Raw genomic sequence first — 18,524 nt, 5'->3', positions numbered from 1 at the left:
CGCGCGCCGCTCGCGGTCGTCGGGGCGGCGACTATCCGGCGCCGGTCAGCGAGAGCACGTGGCCGAGCCCGCGCGGTCCGGTCGCGGCGGGACGCGGCAGCAGGAACACACACATTCCGGCGGCCACCGCACCGGAGTCGGTGAGCGGGTTGTCGCCGACCATGAGGGTCCGCTCCGGGCGCACCCCGAGCTGGTCGCAGGCGGTGAGGAACATCTTGGTCGCCGGCTTGCAGGCGCCGTACTCGAACGACATCACGACGGTGTCGAAGTACGGGGAGAGACCGAGCTGGTCCATCGCGGGACGCAGGTCGAAGCCGGTGTCGCTGACGATCCCGATCCGCAGCCCCCGGGACCGCAGGGCCTCCAGGGTCGGCCGGCTGTCCGGGAACGCCTCCCACGAGTCGGCGCTCACGGTGAGCGCGTACAACTGCTCGCTGAGCCCCTCGGCGAGCTGCTCGCACCCGGCCGCGTCGTACAGCGCGGTCCACACCTCGCGGTGCCGGGCGCTGGACAGGTCCCGTCCCTTGGCCATCTCCTCCGCCGTGCTGCTGCGGTCCAGCACCCGCCGCCAGACCCGACCGACCTCGTCCGGGTCGGGCGGCTCGACGCCGAGCGTGGCGGCAGCCTGGTGCAGCAGCGTCTCGCCGCTGCCGGAGAGTCGGATCAGCGTGTCACCCGCGTCGAACAGGACAGCCTCGAACTGACTCACGTCGCCATCTCCTCGGTCCGGTGCGGAAACTGCGTGGACAGCATGCATCGTGTCGATGGTTCGCCCGTTCATCGGGCGTACCCGGTGGGTCGTGGCCGGGCCGGGTCGCCGTGTCGGCGCGGCGCGACCACCGGACGTACCGGTCCGGGGAGCGTGGTGGTACGGGTGACGACGACACCCGGCACCGTGGTCGACGGGTGCCCGGCACGTACGGCGTTCTCCACGGCGATCCGCGTCGGGACGACCACCGGTCGACGGTGACCGGGCCGGAGCGGGCGGTGTCGCCACAGCCAGATGACGTCGCGGCCGAACGACTCGACGAGCAGGGCCAGCGCGAACGCCAGCGCGACGGTGACCAGTGGTCGGGGCAGCAGTCCCGTCGCCGCCACCACCAGGGTCACCCCCTGGGTCGCGGCGACCACCTTGCGCCAGTAACGCGGCGGCAGCGTCCCGCGCATCCAGGGCAGGGTCCAGATCGCCAACACGAAGGCGTACCGCATCCCGCCGATGGCGAGTGCCCAGACACCCGCCGACGGTACGACGTAGACGCTGAGGGCGAGCAGGAGTACCGCGTCGACCTCCATGTCGAAACGCGCGCCGAGCGCGCTGCTGGTGCCCGTACGCCGGGCCACCTTGCCGTCGACCGCGTCGAGCGCCAGCGCCACCACGGTGAGTGTGACCAGCAGGGCGACCGGCGTCGGTCGGGTGAACGAGTCCACCACCAGCCCGATCACTCCCCCGACGAGGGTCGCCCGGGTCAGCGTCACCCGGTCGGCCGGACCCAGACGGGTCGCCGCCGACCGACTCAACCCCCGCAGGAGCAGGACGCAGAGCGCGACCCCGTACGCGATTCCCGCCAGCCACCCGGCCGGGCTGAGCCCGACCGTCGCGGCAAGGGCCGCCAGCAGGAGAACCTGGACGATCAGTCCGATCACCGGACCGCTTTGAACCGTGCGCACCCTGCCTCCGTGTCTATCGTGTGTACGACCTTGATGAGGAAACACGTAATATGCGGCCGTTCAGTTCGATGGATCTTCAAACGAGGGGGAGCAGGTGACGTACGAGGCCCGCGCCTTCTGGTTGCGCTCGCCCGGTGTGGGCGAGATCCGGACGACCACGTTCGCCGGTCCGGGACCCGACGAGGTGCTGGTCCGGACCCTCTTCTCCGGCGTCAGCCGGGGCACCGAGACCCTGGTGTTCCGGGGCGGTGTGCCGGCCGACCAGTACGCCGTGATGCGCGCCCCGTTCCAGGAGGGCGACTTCCCCGCCCCGGTGAAGTACGGCTACCTCAACGTCGGTCTGGTCGAGCGGGGTCCGGCGGAACTGCTCGGGCGTACCGTCTTCTGCCTCTACCCACACCAGACCTCCTACGTCGTGCCGGCCAGCGCCGTGACCGTGGTGCCGGACGGCGTACCGCCCGAGCGGGCCGTCCTGGCCGGCACCGTGGAGACCGCGGTGAACGCGCTCTGGGACGCGGCACCGCTGATCGGTGACCGGATCACCGTGGTCGGCGCGGGCATGGTCGGGGCGAGCGTCGCGGCGTTGCTGGCCCGGTTCCCCGGGGTCCGGCTCCAGTTGGTCGACGCCGACCTGGACCGCGCGGGCGTGGCCTCGGCGCTGGGCGTCGAGTTCGCGTCGCCGGCCGAGGCCGAAACCGAACGGGACCTGGTGGTGCACGCGAGCGCGTCCTCCGCCGGCCTGCAACGTTCACTGGAACTGCTCCGCCCGGAGGGCACCGTCGTCGACCTGAGCTGGTACGGCGACCGGGTGGTGAACCTCTCCCTGGGCGGGGCGTTCCACTCCCGCCGGTTGAGCATCCGCAGCAGCCAGGTCGGCACCGTCTCGCCGGCCCGCCAGTCGAGCCGAACTTACGCCGACCGGCTGGCGCTCGCCCTGGACCTGTTGCGGGAGCCCGCGTTCGACGCGTTGATCACGGGTGGTTCCCGGTTCGAGGAGCTACCGGACGTACTTGACAGACTGGCCGCAGGCACCCTGCCCGCACTGTGCCATCTCGTTACCTATGGGAAGAAGTGACACCTTGTTCAGCATCACCGTACGTGACCACATAATGATCGCCCACAGTTTCCGGGGTGAGGTCTTCGGCCCCGCGCAACGGCTGCACGGAGCGACGTTTGTCGTCGACGCCACCTTCAAGCGGGCCGCGCTCGACGACGACAACATCGTGGTCGACATCGGGCTCGCCTCGCAGCAGTTGAACGGCATCCTGGCCGAGTTCAACTACCGCAACCTCGACGACGAGGCCGCGTTCGCCGGCATCAACACCTCCACCGAGGCGCTCGCCCAGGTGATCGCCGACCGCCTGGCCGACCGGGTGCACGCCGGTGCGCTCGGCGAGGGTGCGCGCGGCCTGGCCGGGATCAGCGTCACCCTGCACGAGTCGCACATCGCCTGGGCGAGCTACGAGCGAACCCTGTGACCAGACCGGGCACCGGACGGACGACGACGCGGTGAGCGTGCTGCACGTCGTGCTCCCGAACGACATCGACGACCCGGCCACCCCCAGCGGCGGCAACAGCTACGACCGGCGCGTCCTGCGCGGGTTGGCCGGCTCGGGGTGGTCGGTGCGGGAGCATCCGGTGCCCGGTGCCTGGCCCCGGCCCGACGCCACCGAACGCGCCGGCCTGGACCGGGTCCTCGCGGGCGTACCCGACGGGGCGGTCGTGCTGGTCGACGGTCTGGTCGCGTCGGCCGTACCGGAGGTGCTGGTGCCGCAGGCCGAGCGCCTGCGGCTGGTGGTGCTGGTGCACATGCCGTTGGGCGACGAGTCGGCGGACCAGCGTGCCGCCGAGGGCACGGCCCTGGCCGCCGCCACCGCCGTCGTCACCACCAGCGAATGGACCCGGCGGCGGCTGCGCGACCTGTACGCGCTGCCGGCCGACCGGCTCCACGTCGCCCTGCCCGGGGTGGAGCCGGCCCCGGTGGCGGCCGGGTCGGCGGCCGGGTCGGAGCTGCTCTGCGTCGCGGCCGTGACCCCGCACAAGGGACACGACGTGCTGGCCGCCGCCCTGGCGACACTGACGGAACTGACCTGGGACTGTGTCTGCGTCGGTGCGCTGACCCGCGACCCCGGGTTCGTGGCGGGACTGCGTCGCCAGATGAGCGGGGACGGGATCGCCGACCGGGTGCGTCTCGCCGGTCCGCGTACAGGTGACGCGCTCGACGCGGCGTACGCCCGCGCCGACCTGCTGGTGCTGCCGTCACACGGGGAGACGTACGGGATGGTGGTCACCGAGGCGCTGGCGCGCGGGATCCCGGTGCTGGCGACGTCGGCGCAGGGGCTGCCCGAGGCGCTCGGCCGGGCGCCCGACGGCAGCCTGCCCGGTCTGCTGGTCCCCCCGGGTGACCCGCCCGCGCTGGCCGGCGCGCTGCGGCGCTGGCTCGGCGACGGCGACCTGCGCCGACGACTGCGCCGGTCGGCCCGGGACCGGCGGACGACGCTGACCGGCTGGGAGAAGACGGTGAAACGGGTGGCGGACGTGTTGGACCGCGCGCCCTCGGTATCCGGGAGGTCGACATGACGATGACGCAGGAGACCGACGCCTTCGCGGCCTGGCTCGGGTTGCGGGAGCCGGCCGACGCGGCGGCCCGCGCGGTCGAGCTGCTGGAGCCGGTACGTCGTCGGCTGGCCGACGGCGAACGTACGGTGGTGCACGACCTGGGGACCGGAACCGGCTCGATGGGCCGGTGGCTGGCTCCCCTGCTGCCCGGCCCGCAACACTGGGTGCTGTACGACCGGGATCCGGGGCTGCTGAGGCGGGCCCGCGCCGGGATGCCCGAGGTCGCCGCCGACGGGGCCCCGGTGACCGTCGAGACCCGACAGCGCGACATCACCCGGCTGACCGCCGACGACCTCGACGGCGCCGGTCTGGTCACCGCCTCGGCGCTGCTCGACATGCTGACCGCCGACGAGGTCGAACGGTTCGTCGCGGCGTGCGCGGGCGCCGGTTGCCCCACCCTGCTGACCATCTCGGTGATCGGCCGGGTGCGGCTCGACCCGCCGGACCCACTGGACGCGCGGATCGAGGCGGCGTTCAACGCGCACCAGCGCCGTACGGTCGACGGGCAGCGGCTGCTCGGGCCGGACGCGGCGGACGCCACGGTGACGGCGTTCGGCGGGCACGGGATCGACGTACGCGTCCGGTCCAGTCCGTGGCGGCTCGGCGCGGACCGGGCCGAACTGATCGCCGAGTGGTTCGAGGGCTGGGTGGGCGCGGCGTGCGAGCAGGAGCCGGAGCTGACCGGCCCGGCGGCGGCGTACGCGGGTCGGCGGCTGGCCGAGGCGGCATCGGGTCGGCTCGGGGTCGTGGTCGAGCACAACGATCTGCTCGCGAACTGTGAATGAACTGTCGGCCGTCCTGACACGTGTATATCCCCTGAGAGGCCCTTCGAAGGAGGAACGTTGCGGACGGTAGCGGTAACCCGACCCAGGAATCGTCCGCACCGCCCCCTGGTCTCCCGATGAAACGGCTGAACTGGGCCTGGGTACGCCTGCTCGGCGGGGCCGCGATCCTCGCCGTCCTGCTCTGGTGGCTGGGCAGCGGTCCGTTCCTCGACGGGCTGCGCCTGATCGACGGTTGGGCGCTCGCGGCGGCGCTCGGCATCGGCGTGGTGACCACGGTCTGCTGCGCGTGGCGGTGGAGCCTGATCGCCGGTGGGCTGGGTGTCTCGTTGCCGTTGAGCACGGCCGTGGCCCACTGCTACCGGGCGGTGTTCCTGAACGCGACGCTCCCCGGCGGTCTGGTCGGTGACGTACACCGTGCGGTGCGCCACGGTCGGGACGCCGGTGACGTCGGTCGCGGCATCCGTGCCGTGGTCTGGGAACGGACCGCGGGGCAGGTGGTGACGGCCGTGATCGCGCTGGTGCTGCTGCTCGCGCTCCCGTCGCCGGTCCAGTCCCACCTGCCGGTGGCGGTCGCGCTGGTGGCGACGGGCGCGCTCGTCGCCGTACTGGTGGCCCGGGTCCTGCCCCGGCGCGGGCCGTCACGGTTGGCGCGGACGCTGCGGGCGGCCGAGGCCGACCTGCGCGACGGGTTCCTGGCCCAGCGCAGGTGGCTGGGAGTGGCGGCGGCGTCCGCGGTGGTGGTCGCGGGCCACCTGGCGACGTTCCTGGTCGCGGCCCGCACCGCCGGCTCCACCGCACCGCTGTCGCAACTGGTGCCGCTGACCCTGCTGGCCCTGCTGGCCATGCTGGTGCCGGCGAACATCGGCGGCTTCGGGCCACGCGAGGGGGTGGCCGCGTGGGCGTTCAGCGCCGCCGGCCTGACCGCCGCCGAGGGCGTCGCCACCGGCATCGTGTACGGGGCACTGGTGATCGTCTCCAGCCTGCCCGGCGCCGCCGTGCTGGTGATGCGGCGCGTCCGGGTGCCCTCGGCGCCCCGGGAGCACGCGGTGAACTGAGCGTCACCGGCCCCCGTCGCGTCGACGCCGGTGCCGGTGCCGCGTTTCCACGCCGGGAGACCGGGACCGATCGCTCCCCCGGCCCGGTCCGGCTCCGTCCAACAAAGGAGACCCATGTACGAAGCACTCCCTGTCGCTACCGTCCGGACCCAGGTCACGGTGCCGCTCCGTCTTCCCGACGGATACACCACGACCACGCGCCTGTTCTCCTTCAACGGGCTGGTGGACGCCCGGGAACATCTCGCGTTCGGGCTCGGCGACTGGGCGGGCGCGTTGCGCCGGTCCGCGGCCGGTGGTGCCGCCCCGCTGGTCCGGCCGCACAGCGAGTGTCTGACCGGGGACGTCTTCGGCAGCGAACGGTGTGACTGTGGCCCGCAACTACGTGAGGCGGTCGAGCGGATCTCGGCCGTCGGCGGCTTCCTGCTCTACCTGCGGCAGGAGGGACGGGGCATCGGCCTGTACGCCAAGCTGGACGCGTACGCGCTCCAGGACGCCGGTCTGGACACCTTCGAGGCGAACGTGGCGCTCGGCCACCGGGAGGACGAACGCGACTACACCGTCGCCGCCCAGATGCTGGCCACCCTGGCGGTGGACCGGATCTCGCTGCTGAGCAACAACCCGGAAAAGGCGCAGCAGCTCGGGGCGCTCGGGGTGGAGGTGACCGAGGTCGTACCGACCGGGGTCTTCCTGTCCCCGGCCAACGCCGACTACCTGGCCGCGAAGGCGAGCCGGGCGGCGCGTACGTCCGGGCTGCCGTTCGTCGGCTGAGCGCGGCGCGGGCCGCCGGAGAGCGTCACCGCGTTCCCGCCGTCACCGCGTTCCCGCCGTCACCGCGTTCGCTGCCGTCACTGCGACTGTTCGGGGAGCAGCAGGTGGCCGTTGACCGCCCGGACCTCGTCGGCGAGGTCGGCCAACTCGACCACCTCGACGCCGGCCGCCTCGAGCAGTTCCACCCCGTGGCAGTCGGCCAGCAGGGGCGGCTCGTGCAGGGCGAACACGACCCGTCGGATGCCGGCGGCCAGGATGAGCTGGGTGCAGGTCCTCGGTCGGGAGCGGCGGGCGCTGCACGGTTCCATCGAGGTGTAGATCGTGGCCCGGGAGAGGTCGGTGCCGGCCAGTTTGGCCAGCGCCGACTCCTCGGCGTGGACGTACGGGTCGGTCTCCCGCGAGAATCCGTCGGCCAGCCGCGATCCGTCGGCACCGACGACCACCGCGCCGACCGCGTACGCGACGTTGACCGGTGGGCTCTTGTACGACAGCTCGATCGCCGTTTCGAGCCAGTGCCGGTCGTCGTCGCTCACGCGGCCACGCACCGGTCGGAGAGCGCGTAGCGCACCAGCACGACGTCGCCGATCTGTCGGACCTCCGCGACCCTGGCCCTGCGTTCGGAGTGCCACGGGAACCGGCCGTCGTTGACGAAGCGGGGCGCCCGGCGGTCGCCGACGAAGAACGGGGCGACCACCAGGTGCAGCTCGTCGGCGAGCCCGGCGGTGAGGAACTGGGTGTGCATGGTCCCGCCACCCTCGACCATCAGTCGACGTACGCCCCGGGCACCGAGGTCGTCCAGCGCCCGGCCGGGGTCCACCGGCTCGCCCCCGTCGACCACCGTGGCCACCCCGCCGAGGCGGTCCCGGGTCTTCGCCAGGGCGGCGCTCGCGCAGTAGACGATCTTCTCGGTGTCGTCCCCGGTGCTGAAGAACCGGGCGGCCGGGTCGAGTTCGCCGCTGCCGACCACGGTGACCTTCGTCGGTGACGACGGCAGGCCACGGGCGACCCGGGCGTCCCGGCGCTGTTGCGAGCGCACCAGCAGGCGGGGGTTGTCCAGCCGTACGGTGTTCGCGCCGACCAGGATCGCGTCGCACTCGGCCCGCAGCGCGTCGACCCGGTCGAAGTCCTCGTCGTTGGAGAGCAGCAGACGCTGGTCGCTGGCATCGTCGAGGTAGCCGTCGATGGAGGTGGCACAGCTCAGTAGGACGTACGGTCGCTCGCTCACTGACTCGACTCCCTGTCTCGGTGGGCGCGGTTGAATTATCTGCCCGTCGCCGGTCCCCGGACCCCAGCCCCGTCCCGGCGTGACGCCCGTCGCGTCCGGGCGACGACCTCGCTCGGCTGGCCGATCGACGAACAATAGGTTGCTAACAAGATGAGTTGGCAGACAGAAGATTGACGAACTAAAGTTGCCGTGGCACCACTGATCGCGAGGCGAGGAGAGACGGGCGATGCCCGATTACGGCCACGAGCTCCTGTTCGGCACCTTCGTCACACCGACCGCCGGCGACCCGGACCGGGTCGTCGCGCTGGCCGAGCTGACCGAGTCCGCCGGACTGGACCTGGCGACCTTCCAGGACCACCCCTACAACGCGGAGTTCCTCGACACCTGGACCCTGCTGAGCTGGGTCGCCGCGCGGACCGAACGGATCCGGGTCTCGGCGAACGTGCTCAACCTGCCGCTGCGCCCACCGGCGATGCTGGCCCGCGCCGCCGCCAGCCTCGACCTGCTCTCGCACGGGCGGTTCGAACTCGGTCTCGGCGCCGGGGCGTTCTGGGACGGCATCGAGGGCATGGGTGGGCGCAGGCTCGCCCCGGCGCAGAGCATCACGGCGTTGAGTCAGGCGATCGACATCCTGCGCGCCGTCTGGGACACCTCCACCCGGGGACCGCTGCGGGTCCGCGACGGCCTCTATCCGGTGCCGGGGATGCGCCGGGGACCCGCACCGGCCCACGACATCGGCGTCTGGCTGGGCGCGTACAAGCCCCGGATGTTGGCGCTGACCGGGGCCAAGGCCGACGGTTGGCTGCCCACCCTGGAGTACCTGAAGTCACCGGACCGGGTCACCGCGAATCGGATGATCGACGACGCGGCCACCGAGGCCGGACGGGACCCGCGACAGATCCGCCGGCTGCTCAACCTCTTCCAGATCGACTTCTCCGCGACCGGCCGGGGCTTCCTCCAGGGGCCGCCACGGCAGTGGGTCGAGCAACTGCTCCCACTGGTGACGGAGGAGGGATTCAGCGCGTTCATCGTCGGCCGCGACGACGCCCGCCTGATCCAGACCTTTGGCCAGGAGGTGGCGCCCGCGCTGCGCGAGGCCGTGGCCCGCGAACGCGGCACGGCGGCGAGCGCCGCCGCGCCGACCCGGCCGTCGGTGACGCTGGCCCACCGGGCAGCCGGTGTGGACTACGACGCGGTGCCACCGTCGCTCGCCGCGACGGCGGTCGAACCGGCTGACCCGGAGTACGACCGGGTCCGGCACAGCTACAGCCGCCAGGGGTCGCCGGCCATGGTGCTCCGGCCCGGCAACGCCGCCGAGGTGGCCGAGGCGGTGACGTACGCCCGGACCCAGGACGTACCGCTCTCGGTGCGCAGCGGGGGCCACGGCATCAGCGGGCGGTCGACCAACGACGGCGGCATCGTGATCGACCTGTCCAGGATGGACCAGGTCGAGGTGCTCGACCGGGCGACCCGACGGATCCGCCTCGAACCCGGTGCCCGCTGGGGTGACGTCGCGCGCAGCCTCGCCCCGCACGGGTTGGCGATGAGCTCCGGCGACTACGGCGACGTGGGCGTCGGCGGACTCGCCACCACCGCCGGCATCGGCTACCTGGTCCGCAGGTTCGGGCTGACGATCGACCACGTCGTGGCGGCCGAGATCGTGCTCGCGGACGGCACCCTGCTGCGGGTGGACCAGGAGCACCACCCCGACCTATTCTGGGCGGTCCGGGGTGCCGGCGGCAACTTCGGCGTGGTCACCGCGCTGGAACTCGAGGCGTACGAGGTCGGTGACGTCGCGTACGCCCAGCTCCTGGTCGACGCCAGCGAGACCGCCGAGCTGCTGACCAACTGGGGCAAGCTGGTCGAGGACGCGCCGCGCGAGGTCACCAGCTTCCTCATGCTCTTCCCCGGGCGGCGCCAGCAGCCGCCGATGGCCCGGGTGACCCTGGTCTACGCCGGTGACGACGTGGACGCGGCCCAGACGGCGCTCACCCCGTTCCTGGAGATCGGTCCGGTCCTGGACCAGCAGGCGCGGTTGGTGCCGTACCCGGCGATCGTCGCCCCGTCCCACAGCCCGCACCACGGGCAGGGGCTGGACGACGTACGCAGTGGGCTGCTGCCGCACGTCACCCCGGAGGCGGCGGAGTCGATCCAGGTGATGATCCGTTCCGGGGACGTGACGGTGGTCCAGTTCCGCTCGGTCGGCGGTGCGGTCAACGACGTCGCCCGGGACTCGACCGCGTACCCGCACCGCACGCAGAACTTCTCGGTGCTCGCCGCCACGGTCCCGGACCGCCGGGCCCGACTCGACCAGCTCTGGGCCGACCTCTACCAGCACCTGGACGGGATGTATCTCAGCTTCGAGAGCGACACCAGCCCGCGACGGCTGCTCGACGCCTTTCCCGAACCGACCCTGGGCCGGCTCCGCGCGGTGAAGGCCAGCTACGACCCGGACAACGTGTTCAACCGCAACTTCCCCGTCCCGCCGGCCGGTCTCGCCGGTGTCCGGGTCTCGCCGTGATCCGCGATAGCGCCGCTACGGCGTCGTGCCCTGTTCCTGTCGGCTCTTCTCCCAGCGATCGATGTTCTCGATCATTCCCTGCTGGATGAAGCGGAAGAAGTCCCGCATCTCGGCGAGCCGGGTGCCGGCGAGCGAGGTCTCGTCCCCGACCGCGTCCACCCCCTCCTGCACCACGGTGGCGATCCGCTCGTAGACCCCGCGGCGGACGCTCCCGGAATACCAGGAGGTGGGGGGCACCTTGTAGACGTCGCGGCGCGACCCGGGGGCCGGCTCACGGGCCGCCATGCCGACCTGGATCAGGTAACGGACCGCCCCGGAGACGGCCGCCGGGCTGACGCCGAGTCGTTCGCTGATCTCGCTCGCGGTGAGCCCGGCCTGCTCGGCGACCATGAGCACCGCGAGCACCCGCGCCGGCATCCGGGCCATGCCCATGTCGTTGAGGGTGAGAGCGAAGTGCTCGACGAAGCGTCGGACCGCTTCCTCGTCGCGTCGGCCGTCAGGTTGCATCTGGTCATCCTTCACTATTCTCTGAAGATCGTGTACGTCTGGGCCCGATCGGTCGGGGAGCCGCCCGGCCCCGCCTCCGATCGCACGACCAGCGACAACACGGGTAATGGGCGTCAAGGGTGGCCGGGTCACCGGTACGGAAACCGGCAGCGCGGCCGGTCGGGCGACCGGTCGCGCTGCGTGTTCGGGCAGGGGTGGCGGTCACGCCGCCAGGTCGCGTCGCCGGAACAGCGCCAGACCGGCGACCCCCAGGGTCAGGGCGACGGCGGACATCACCAGCAACGGCGTCGCGGCGGCCTCGACGGCCGGCAGCGCCGGTACGTGGCTGAACGGTGAGATGTCGCGTACCGCCGCCGGCAGGCCCAGCAGGCCGCCGAGTTGTCCGAGGACCAGGCTGAAGGTGAAGCCGAGCCAGCCCAGGCCCACGGCGAGCCGGGGCACCAAACCGAACGCGGCCACCACGAAGCCGGCCAGGATCAGTGCCGACGGCAGTTGCACCATGGCCGCGCCGGAGAGGTCGGCCAACTGCTCGGCGAGGGCGCCGGTGCTCGCCCCGTACACCAGGCCGACCGAGACCCCGGCGAGCAGGAGCAGGACCACGGCGCCCGACACCACGACGACCAGGTGGCTGGTGAGCCAGCGCAGCCGGCTGGTGGCGGTCGCGAGCACCACCTCGGCCCGACCGCTCGCCTCCTCCGCGCGCAGTCGGAGCAGCGCCTGGACCAGGTAGCCGGCGACCATCGCCCCGATGATCGCCATCATCGCCGCCATGAAGGAGTCGACCAGGTCGCCCGCGCCGCCGGCACCGCTCAGGCTGCCGATCGTCTCGGCCGCCCGCTCGTTGGTGGCGAAGCCTTCCTGGACGGCGTTGCCGATCGAGCCGACGGCGAGACCGAGCACGGCCACCGTCACGGCCCAGCCGAGCAGGGTGCCGCGTTGCAGCCGCCAGGCCAGGCCGAGCGGGCTGAGCAGGACCGAGGTGGCGGTCGCCCGGCCCGGCCGGGGAGCGACCAGGCCCTGGCCCACGTCCCGGCGGGCAGTCAGGGCGAAGGCGGCGGCGATCACGACGACGACGGTCGCCAGCGACAGCCCGAGCACCCACCACCGCTCGCCGGCAAACGGCCGGACCTGGCTGGCCCAGCCGATCGGGGAGAGCCAGGACGGCCAGGCGCTGGTCATGGTGTATCCGGAGGGCTGGATCTCGCCGAACGCGTCGCCGAGCCCCCGGATCAGGTAGGCGGCGCCGATCACGGCGGCGGCGAGGCCGTTGGCGCCCCGGGAGGTCTGCGCGACCTGCGCGGCGACGGCCGCGACGGCGGCGAAGACGAGGCCGGCGGCACCGACCGCCACGCCCGCGGCGAGGGCGCCGGTGGTGGCCTCGCCGCCGCCGACGAGGGTCAGGGCGAGCAGCCCGGCCAGGACGGTGTTGGCGATCACCGTCACCAGCAGCGCGGCGGTGAGGCTGGCCTGCCGGCCGACCACGGTGGCCCCGATCATCTCGGTCCGGCCGGTCTCCTCGTTCTGCCGGGTGTGCCGTACGACGGCGAGCGTGCTCATGAACGCCGCCATCACGGCCAGGAAGGCGAGGATCTGGAACATCGCCATCGCGCCGGTGCTGGCCCCGGTGGGGGCGGCGCGGAGCATCAGCAGGGCCGGGGTGTCGACGGCGGTACGCAGGATCGCCATCCGTTCCGCGTCGGTCGGGTACTGCTCGTTCGTGGCGGAGATGGAGAAGGCGGCGAGCAGGACCGTACTGAGGATCCAGATCGGCAGTTGCCAGCGGTCGCGGCGCAACGCGAGCCGGGTCAGCCGGGCGGTCCCGGTGAAGGCGCTCACCGCGCACCCGCCAGCTCGTCGCCGTAGTGCCGCAGGAAGAGCTCCTCCAGCGACGGCGGGGCGCTGGTCAGCGTACGGACCTCGAACTGGGTCAGGTGACGCAGTACGTGGTCCAGCTCGGCGGTGTCCACGTCGAACCTGGCCCGGGTGGTCTCGACGTCGGCGTCGTGCACCCCGTGCAGTTCGCGCAGCCCGGTGACGGGTCGGGCGGTCTCCACCGAGATGGTGGTACGGGTCAGGTGGCGCAGTTCGGTGAGCGTGCCGCTCTCCACCGTACGACCCTGGCGGATGATGCTGACCCGGTCGCAGAGCGCCTCCACCTCGGAGAAGATGTGGCTGGAGAGCAAGACGGTCCGGCCCCGCCGCTTGACGTCGCGTACGCACTCCTGGAAGACGGCCTCCATCAGCGGGTCGAGCCCGGAGGTCGGCTCGTCCAGGATGTACAGCTCGACGTCGGAGGCGAAGGCGGCGATCACCGCCACCTTCTGGCGGTTCCCCTTCGAGTAGGTCCGAGCCCGCTTGGACGGGTCGAGCTGGAACTTCTCCACCAGGTCGTCGCGCCGTCGCTTGTCCAGTCCGCCACGTAGCGCTCCGAACAGGTCGATCGCCTCACCGCCGGTCAGGTTCGGCCAGAGGTTCACGTCACCCGGCACGTACGCCAGGCGGCGGTGCAGGCGCACCGCGTCCCGCCAGGGATCGCCGCCGAGGAGGCCGACCTGTCCCGAGTCGGCGCGCAGCAGCCCGAGCAGGACCCGGATGGTGGTTGATTTTCCGGCCCCGTTGGGGCCCAGGAAGCCGTGCACCTCACCGGCCTCGACGGAGAGGTCGAGCCCGTCCAGGGCGCGGCTGCGGCCGAACGACTTCACCAGGCCGGCGACCGAGATAGCTGTTGTCATGCCATCCACGCTACAGAGATTTCACGAAATCATGAAAGTTGGAAAGTGTATGAAAGTCGTCAAGATTTTGGCACGCCCCGCCGCCCGACACACCCCGCCGGGAGTTGCGACGACCAACGACAACGACAACCATGTGCGTTAACGCTTGCCGAGCCGTCCCACCGCAGGAGGAGCATGTCCCCCGCCCAGCCCCATCTGTTCCTGCTCGCCGGGCAGTACCCCGGCACCACCCACGCACAGACGCTCGCCGCCGCCCGGGAGTACGCGCTGGCCGGCGAGGCGGCCCGGTACGCCGGGGTGTGGATCGCCGAACACCACTTCATCCCGTACGGGACCTGCCCCTCCGCGCTGGCCTTCGCCGCCCACCTGCTCGGCGCCACCAGCCGGATCACCGTCGGCACCGCCGCCTGCGTGCTGTCCAACCGGCACCCGGTCGCGCTGGCCGAGGAGGCGGTGCTGCTCGACGAACTTTCCGACGGCCGCTTCGCGCTCGGCGTCGGCCGGGGCGGGCCCTGGGTCGACCTGGAGGTCTTCGGCACCGGCCTGGACCGCTACACCGACGGCTTCGCCGCATCGGTCGACCTGCTCACCGCCTGGCTCTCCGGCGCCGAACGGGTGGCCGGCAACGCCCACTTCCCGTTCCGCCCGGTGCCGGTGGTCCCCCGCCCCCGCCGACCGGTCCCGACCTGGATCGCGGCCACCTCCGCCGGCACCGTCGACCTGGCCGCCCGGCACGGGCTGCCACTCCTGCTCGGCCTGCACGCCTCCGTCACGGAGAAGTCCGAGTTGCTCGACCGCTACCACCACACCGCCGCCCGCCACGGCCACGACCCGTCCACGGTGGAACACGCCAGTGCCCACCTGGCCCACGTCGCCGACACCGACGAGACCGCGCGCTCCGCTGTCCGGGCGAACCTGCCCGCACTGCTGCGCGGCGTGGACGACTACGTCCGGATCGACGGGGCTCCACCGGCGCGACGCGACCACCACCGGTACGTCGAGAAACTGCTACGGATCCACCCGGTCGGCGCTCCGGCGTACTGCCGGGAACGGCTCGCGGAGGCGACCGCCCTCACCGGCGTACGTCATCTGCTGCTGATGGTCGAGGCCGGCGGCGGCCGGGCGGCGACCCTCGACAACATCGCCCGCCTCGCCGCCGACGTGCTGCGGCCCACCGCCGGGCCGCGCCCACCCGCGACCCCGCCGTTCTCTGTCCAGCCTTCGCCGAGGCCCTGAGAAGGAGCCGACGCAATGGAGAGGAGCCGACGCAATGGAGAGGAGCCGACGTTTTGGAGCGAAGCCGACGCGCTGAAGAGGAGCCGACGCGTTGAAGAGAAATTGCAGTGGGGTCCGGCATGCTGACCGCATCGGGGGGAGTCGCCGCCCGGTCGCGGAAACAGCACGTCGCGCATCGAATGCCGAACGTGAGCAAGGTGCTGCTCCCCGACCCGGGGTGATGGCGACTCCGGATCGGGAGTCCGGCGAGCCGCTGGTGGATCTGCGCAACGTCGCGGCGTTGCGGATCGACCAGCGGCTCGCCGGCCCTGACGGCTGCCATGCCCGGCTGGCGCCGAGCCGTGACCACTACCATCGCCTAGTCTTGGGGTGGGGGTAGTGGCTGGAGGTCGTGGTGCTGGAGGTCCGACTACTCGGCCCGGTCGCGGTCTACTCCTCCGCCGAGCCGATACCCCTGGGCGGCGGCAAACCCCGAGCACTCTTCGCGGCACTCGTGCTCGAACAGGGCCGGGTGGTGCCGGCGAGCCGACTGGTCGACGTGCTCTGGCCGGACAATCCGCCGGACCGGGCCCGAGCGCTCATCCAGACGTACGTCTCCACCCTGCGCAAGTCGTTCGCCCGGCACGGCCACCCGGAGGTCATTGGCACCCACTCCCCCGGCTACCTGGCCCGGCTCGACGGCGCCACGGTCGACGCCGACCTGCTCGCCACGCTCCTCGACGAGGCGAAGGAGCAGGCCGGTCGCGGTGAGCGCAAACACGCCGCCGAACTCCTGCACCGCGCGGTCAGGCTCAGCCGAGGACCGGCCCTGTCGGGTCTGGAGCACTCCCCGCTCGCGGCGGAGGCCCGCCGGCTCGACGAACTCCTGCTGACCGCCCTCGCCGAACGGTTCGAGATCGAACTGGCCCTGGGCCGGCTCGACCATCTCGCCGAACTGACCGGCCTGGTGGCCCGTCACCCGACCGACGAGCGCCTGCGCGCGCAACTGATGGTCACCCTCTACCGGCTGGGCCGCCAGACCGACGCGCTCGCCTGTTACCGGGAGGGCAGGTCCGCGCTGATCGAGGAGCTGGGGGTGGAGCCCGGCCGGCGGCTGCGGGACCTGCACGACACGATCCTGCGCGGCGGGGGTGCCCAGTTGGACGACGGGCAGCCGGAGCACCTGACGGCACCGCCGGTCATCGTCCCGGCCCAGGTCCCGCTCGGACCGTCCGACTTCACCGGACGCGAGACCGTACGCGCCGCGCTGGTCGACGCGCTCCGCGGGCCGACGCCGGGCACGCACGTCCTGGCCGGTCAGGGCGGCAGCGGCAAGTCGGCGCTGGCCGCCTGGGTCGCCCAGCAGGTGACGGAGTCGTATCCGGACGGTCAGCTCTACGCCGACCTGCGCGGCATGACCGACACGCCCGCCACGGCCGCCGAGGTGCTCGCCGGGTTCCTCCGCTCGCTCGGGGTGAACCCGGCGCAACTGCCGGAGTCCATCCGGGAACGGACCGAGTTGTACCGCAGCCTGGTGGCCGGGCGCCGGCTGTTGATCCTGTTCGACGACGCCGCCGACGAGCAACAGGTCCGTCCCCTGCTGCCGGCCGGGGCACGCTGCGCCGCGCTGGTCACCTCACGGGACCGGCTCGCCGGACTGGCCGGCGCGGTGCTCACCGAGATCGAGGTGCTCCCCGACCACGAGGCGCGGGCCCTGCTGCACCGGATCGTCGGCGCGCGGCGCGCGGAGCAGGACGCCGAGTCGGCCGATCGGATCCTGGCCGCCTGCGAGAACCTGCCCCTGGCGATCCGGATCGCCGGTGCCCGGCTGGCCACCCGCCGGCACCTGCCGATGCGGGTGCTCGCCGAACGGCTCACCGACGAACGGCAACGCCTCGACGAACTCGCCGCCGGTGACCTCGCCGTACGGTCGAGCATCGCGCTGAGCTACCACGCACTCGACGGGTCGGCCCGGGCCGCCCTGCGTCAGCTCGGCTTCTTCGGCCTGCCGAGGTTCGACGCCTGGGTGCTCGGCGCGCTGCTGGACATGCCCGTCACCTCGGCGGAACGGCTGCTGGAAGTGCTGGTGGACGCGCACCTGGTGGAGTTCACCGGGGTGGACCAGACCGGGTTGCTGCGTTACCGCCTGCACGACCTGGTCCGCATCTACGCCCGGGAGCGAGCCGAGGCCGAAGAGCCGCTCGGGGTGCTGCGGGCGTCGGTCGCCCGGGCGGTGAGCGACTGGCAGACGATGATCGACCGCATCACCACCACCTTCCCCCCGGCCGAGGTGGTCTGGCGCAAGCCACCGACGCGGGACCTGCCGGTCGCCGACGAACTGGCCGAGCGGGTGCTCGCCGACGCCACCGGTTGGCTCCAACGCGAGGAACCGGTGATGGTCGTCGGCGTCGAACGGGCCGCCGCGATCGGCCTGCACGAGTTGGTCTGCGACTTCGTGTCGGCCCGGATGGCGCTACAGCTCGAAGGTGCCAACCGGTTCGCGTTCTGGTCCCGGATCGTGACCGCCGCACTCGAGGCCGCCGGGCGGGCCGGTTACCTGCACGGCGAGGCGACCATGCTGGCCGAACTGGCCCAGCTTCGGTACGCCGAGGACCGCTACAGCGAGTCGCGGCACTACTTCGGCGAGGCGCTGACCCGGTTCCGTGCGCTGGGTGACACCCAGGGCCAGGCCGCCGCCCTCGCCGGGCTGGGGCTGGCCTGCCGGGAACCGGGTTACCTGACCGAGGCGCTGCACTTCCTCGACCAGGCGGTGACGGTGATCCGTACCCTCGACGACGAGGTGGGGATCGGGTATGTGCACCGGGTGCGCGGCTCGGTCCTGTTGGAACAGGGCGACTTCGCCAGGGCGCTGGACGACCTGACGGTGTCACTGCGGGCGTACCGGCACACCGGCAGCCGGCGCGGGGTCGCGTACACGCTGCGCAGTCTCGGGCTCTACCACCGGGCCCGGGGCGAGTACCAGGAGGCGTTGCGGGTCTGCGCGGAGGCCGCGCAGATCTTCCGCGAACTCGGCAACGACCTGATGCACTCGTACGCCGTACGCGCCCATGCCACCACCCACCTGCGGATGGGGCGGGCCGACCAGGCGCTGCCCCGGTTGGAGTGGGCCCTGTCGGTGGCCCGGGACGCCGGGGACCGCTGGGGGGAGGGCGTCGCGCTGCGCGTACTCGGGCAGTTGCACCTGTCCGAGGGCCGGCTCGCCACGGCGGAGGAGACCCTGGCGGCGTCGCTGTCCCTCTGGGACCGGGTGGACGCTCCGCTGTGGCGGGCCCGTACCCAGTACGACCTGTCCCTGGTCTACCGCGCGCGTGGCGACGTGACCTCGGCGGAGAAGGCGTTCGCCGACGCCTACCAGGTCTTCCAGGACCGGGAGTCCCGGGAGTACGCCACCCTCCGCGACCGCTGACG

General features: G+C 72.4%; 15 protein-coding genes and 1 pseudogene. 9 read left to right on the top strand and 7 right to left on the bottom strand.

What is annotated here, in order from left to right:
• Window positions 1-31 precede the first annotated feature (31 nt).
• Window positions 32-709 (bottom strand): HAD family hydrolase, encoded by a 678-nt coding sequence (locus tag ACI2K4_RS01735; protein ID WP_404507954.1) that lies wholly within the window; start codon window positions 707-709, stop codon window positions 32-34.
• 263 nt (window positions 710-972) lie between these two features.
• A pseudogene (locus tag ACI2K4_RS01730) lies at window positions 973-1,668 on the bottom strand (CDP-alcohol phosphatidyltransferase family protein); the annotation flags it as partial.
• Between the two features lie 94 nt (window positions 1,669-1,762).
• Between ACI2K4_RS01730 and ACI2K4_RS01725 the strand changes: the two are divergent.
• The 6 genes from ACI2K4_RS01725 (at window position 1,763) to ribA (ending at window position 6,895) form a co-directional block, all read left to right on the top strand.
• Window positions 1,763-2,743 carry a zinc-binding alcohol dehydrogenase gene (locus tag ACI2K4_RS01725; protein ID WP_404507953.1) on the top strand — a complete coding sequence of 327 codons (981 nt, stop codon included), beginning with the start codon at window positions 1,763-1,765 and terminating at the stop codon, window positions 2,741-2,743.
• Between the two features lie 4 nt (window positions 2,744-2,747).
• Window positions 2,748-3,146, top strand: a complete 399-nt coding sequence (locus ACI2K4_RS01720) for a 6-pyruvoyl trahydropterin synthase family protein (RefSeq protein ID WP_404507952.1) — start codon at window positions 2,748-2,750, stop codon at window positions 3,144-3,146.
• 31 nt (window positions 3,147-3,177) lie between these two features.
• On the top strand, window positions 3,178-4,248 hold the full coding sequence (locus ACI2K4_RS01715) for a glycosyltransferase family 4 protein (protein WP_404507951.1): 1,071 nt from the start codon (window positions 3,178-3,180) through the stop codon (window positions 4,246-4,248).
• Window positions 4,245-5,072 (top strand): class I SAM-dependent methyltransferase, encoded by an 828-nt coding sequence (locus ACI2K4_RS01710; protein WP_404507949.1) that lies wholly within the window; start codon window positions 4,245-4,247, stop codon window positions 5,070-5,072. The genes ACI2K4_RS01715 and ACI2K4_RS01710 overlap by 4 nt, the downstream gene beginning before the upstream one ends.
• A 116-nt stretch (window positions 5,073-5,188) precedes the next feature.
• Entirely contained in the window at window positions 5,189-6,127 is a 939-nt protein-coding gene (locus ACI2K4_RS01705; RefSeq protein WP_404507948.1) for a YbhN family protein, read from the top strand.
• A 114-nt stretch (window positions 6,128-6,241) separates the two neighbouring features.
• Window positions 6,242-6,895, top strand: coding sequence for a GTP cyclohydrolase II (gene ribA / locus ACI2K4_RS01700; protein ID WP_404507947.1), 654 nt, complete (start codon window positions 6,242-6,244; stop codon window positions 6,893-6,895).
• Window positions 6,896-6,972: 77 nt separating this feature from the next.
• Here the strand turns inward: ribA and ACI2K4_RS01695 are convergent, their stop codons facing one another.
• Window positions 6,973-7,428 carry a dCMP deaminase gene (locus tag ACI2K4_RS01695; protein ID WP_404507946.1) on the bottom strand — a complete coding sequence of 152 codons (456 nt, stop codon included), beginning with the start codon at window positions 7,426-7,428 and terminating at the stop codon, window positions 6,973-6,975.
• Window positions 7,425-8,120, bottom strand: a complete 696-nt coding sequence (locus ACI2K4_RS01690) for a RibD family protein (protein WP_404507945.1) — start codon at window positions 8,118-8,120, stop codon at window positions 7,425-7,427. Before ACI2K4_RS01690 ends, ACI2K4_RS01695 begins: the two co-directional genes overlap by 4 nt.
• Window positions 8,121-8,346: 226 nt before the next feature.
• Between ACI2K4_RS01690 and ACI2K4_RS01685 the strand changes: the two genes are divergently transcribed.
• The gene (locus ACI2K4_RS01685; RefSeq protein ID WP_404507944.1) at window positions 8,347-10,641 is read left to right on the top strand and encodes an LLM class flavin-dependent oxidoreductase; all 2,295 of its coding nucleotides are present in this window, start codon (window positions 8,347-8,349) and stop codon (window positions 10,639-10,641) included.
• Window positions 10,642-10,656: 15 nt separating this feature from the next.
• On the opposite strand, the gene ACI2K4_RS01680 is transcribed toward ACI2K4_RS01685, so the two are convergent.
• The 3 genes from ACI2K4_RS01680 to ACI2K4_RS01670 form a co-directional block, all read right to left on the bottom strand.
• The gene (locus tag ACI2K4_RS01680; protein ID WP_404507943.1) at window positions 10,657-11,148 is read right to left on the bottom strand and encodes a GbsR/MarR family transcriptional regulator; all 492 of its coding nucleotides are present in this window, start codon (window positions 11,146-11,148) and stop codon (window positions 10,657-10,659) included.
• A gap of 201 nt (window positions 11,149-11,349) precedes the next feature.
• Entirely contained in the window at window positions 11,350-12,984 is a 1,635-nt protein-coding gene (locus ACI2K4_RS01675) for an ABC transporter permease (RefSeq protein WP_404507942.1), read from the bottom strand.
• A complete protein-coding gene (locus tag ACI2K4_RS01670) occupies window positions 12,981-13,880 on the bottom strand; it encodes an ATP-binding cassette domain-containing protein (protein ID WP_404507941.1) in 900 nt (299 codons plus the stop codon). Before ACI2K4_RS01670 ends, ACI2K4_RS01675 begins: the two co-directional genes overlap by 4 nt.
• A gap of 174 nt (window positions 13,881-14,054) precedes the next feature.
• On the opposite strand from ACI2K4_RS01670, the gene ACI2K4_RS01665 reads away from it, so the two are divergent.
• Both ACI2K4_RS01665 and ACI2K4_RS01660 read left to right on the top strand, forming a co-directional pair.
• The gene (locus ACI2K4_RS01665) at window positions 14,055-15,116 is read left to right on the top strand and encodes an LLM class flavin-dependent oxidoreductase (protein ID WP_404507939.1); all 1,062 of its coding nucleotides are present in this window, start codon (window positions 14,055-14,057) and stop codon (window positions 15,114-15,116) included.
• A 394-nt stretch (window positions 15,117-15,510) separates the two neighbouring features.
• Complete coding sequence (locus ACI2K4_RS01660) at window positions 15,511-18,522, top strand: AfsR/SARP family transcriptional regulator (protein ID WP_404507938.1); 3,012 nt, start codon at window positions 15,511-15,513, stop codon at window positions 18,520-18,522.
• The last annotated feature ends 2 nt before the right edge of the window (window positions 18,523-18,524 follow it).

Origin of the sequence: Micromonospora sp. NPDC050397 (genome assembly GCF_044901685.1) — a bacterium.
Classification (GTDB): Bacteria; Actinomycetota; Actinomycetes; order Mycobacteriales; family Micromonosporaceae; genus Micromonospora_G.
The sequence above is the reverse complement of the archived record's forward strand: the minus strand, read 5'-3'. Positions and strand labels throughout refer to the sequence as shown.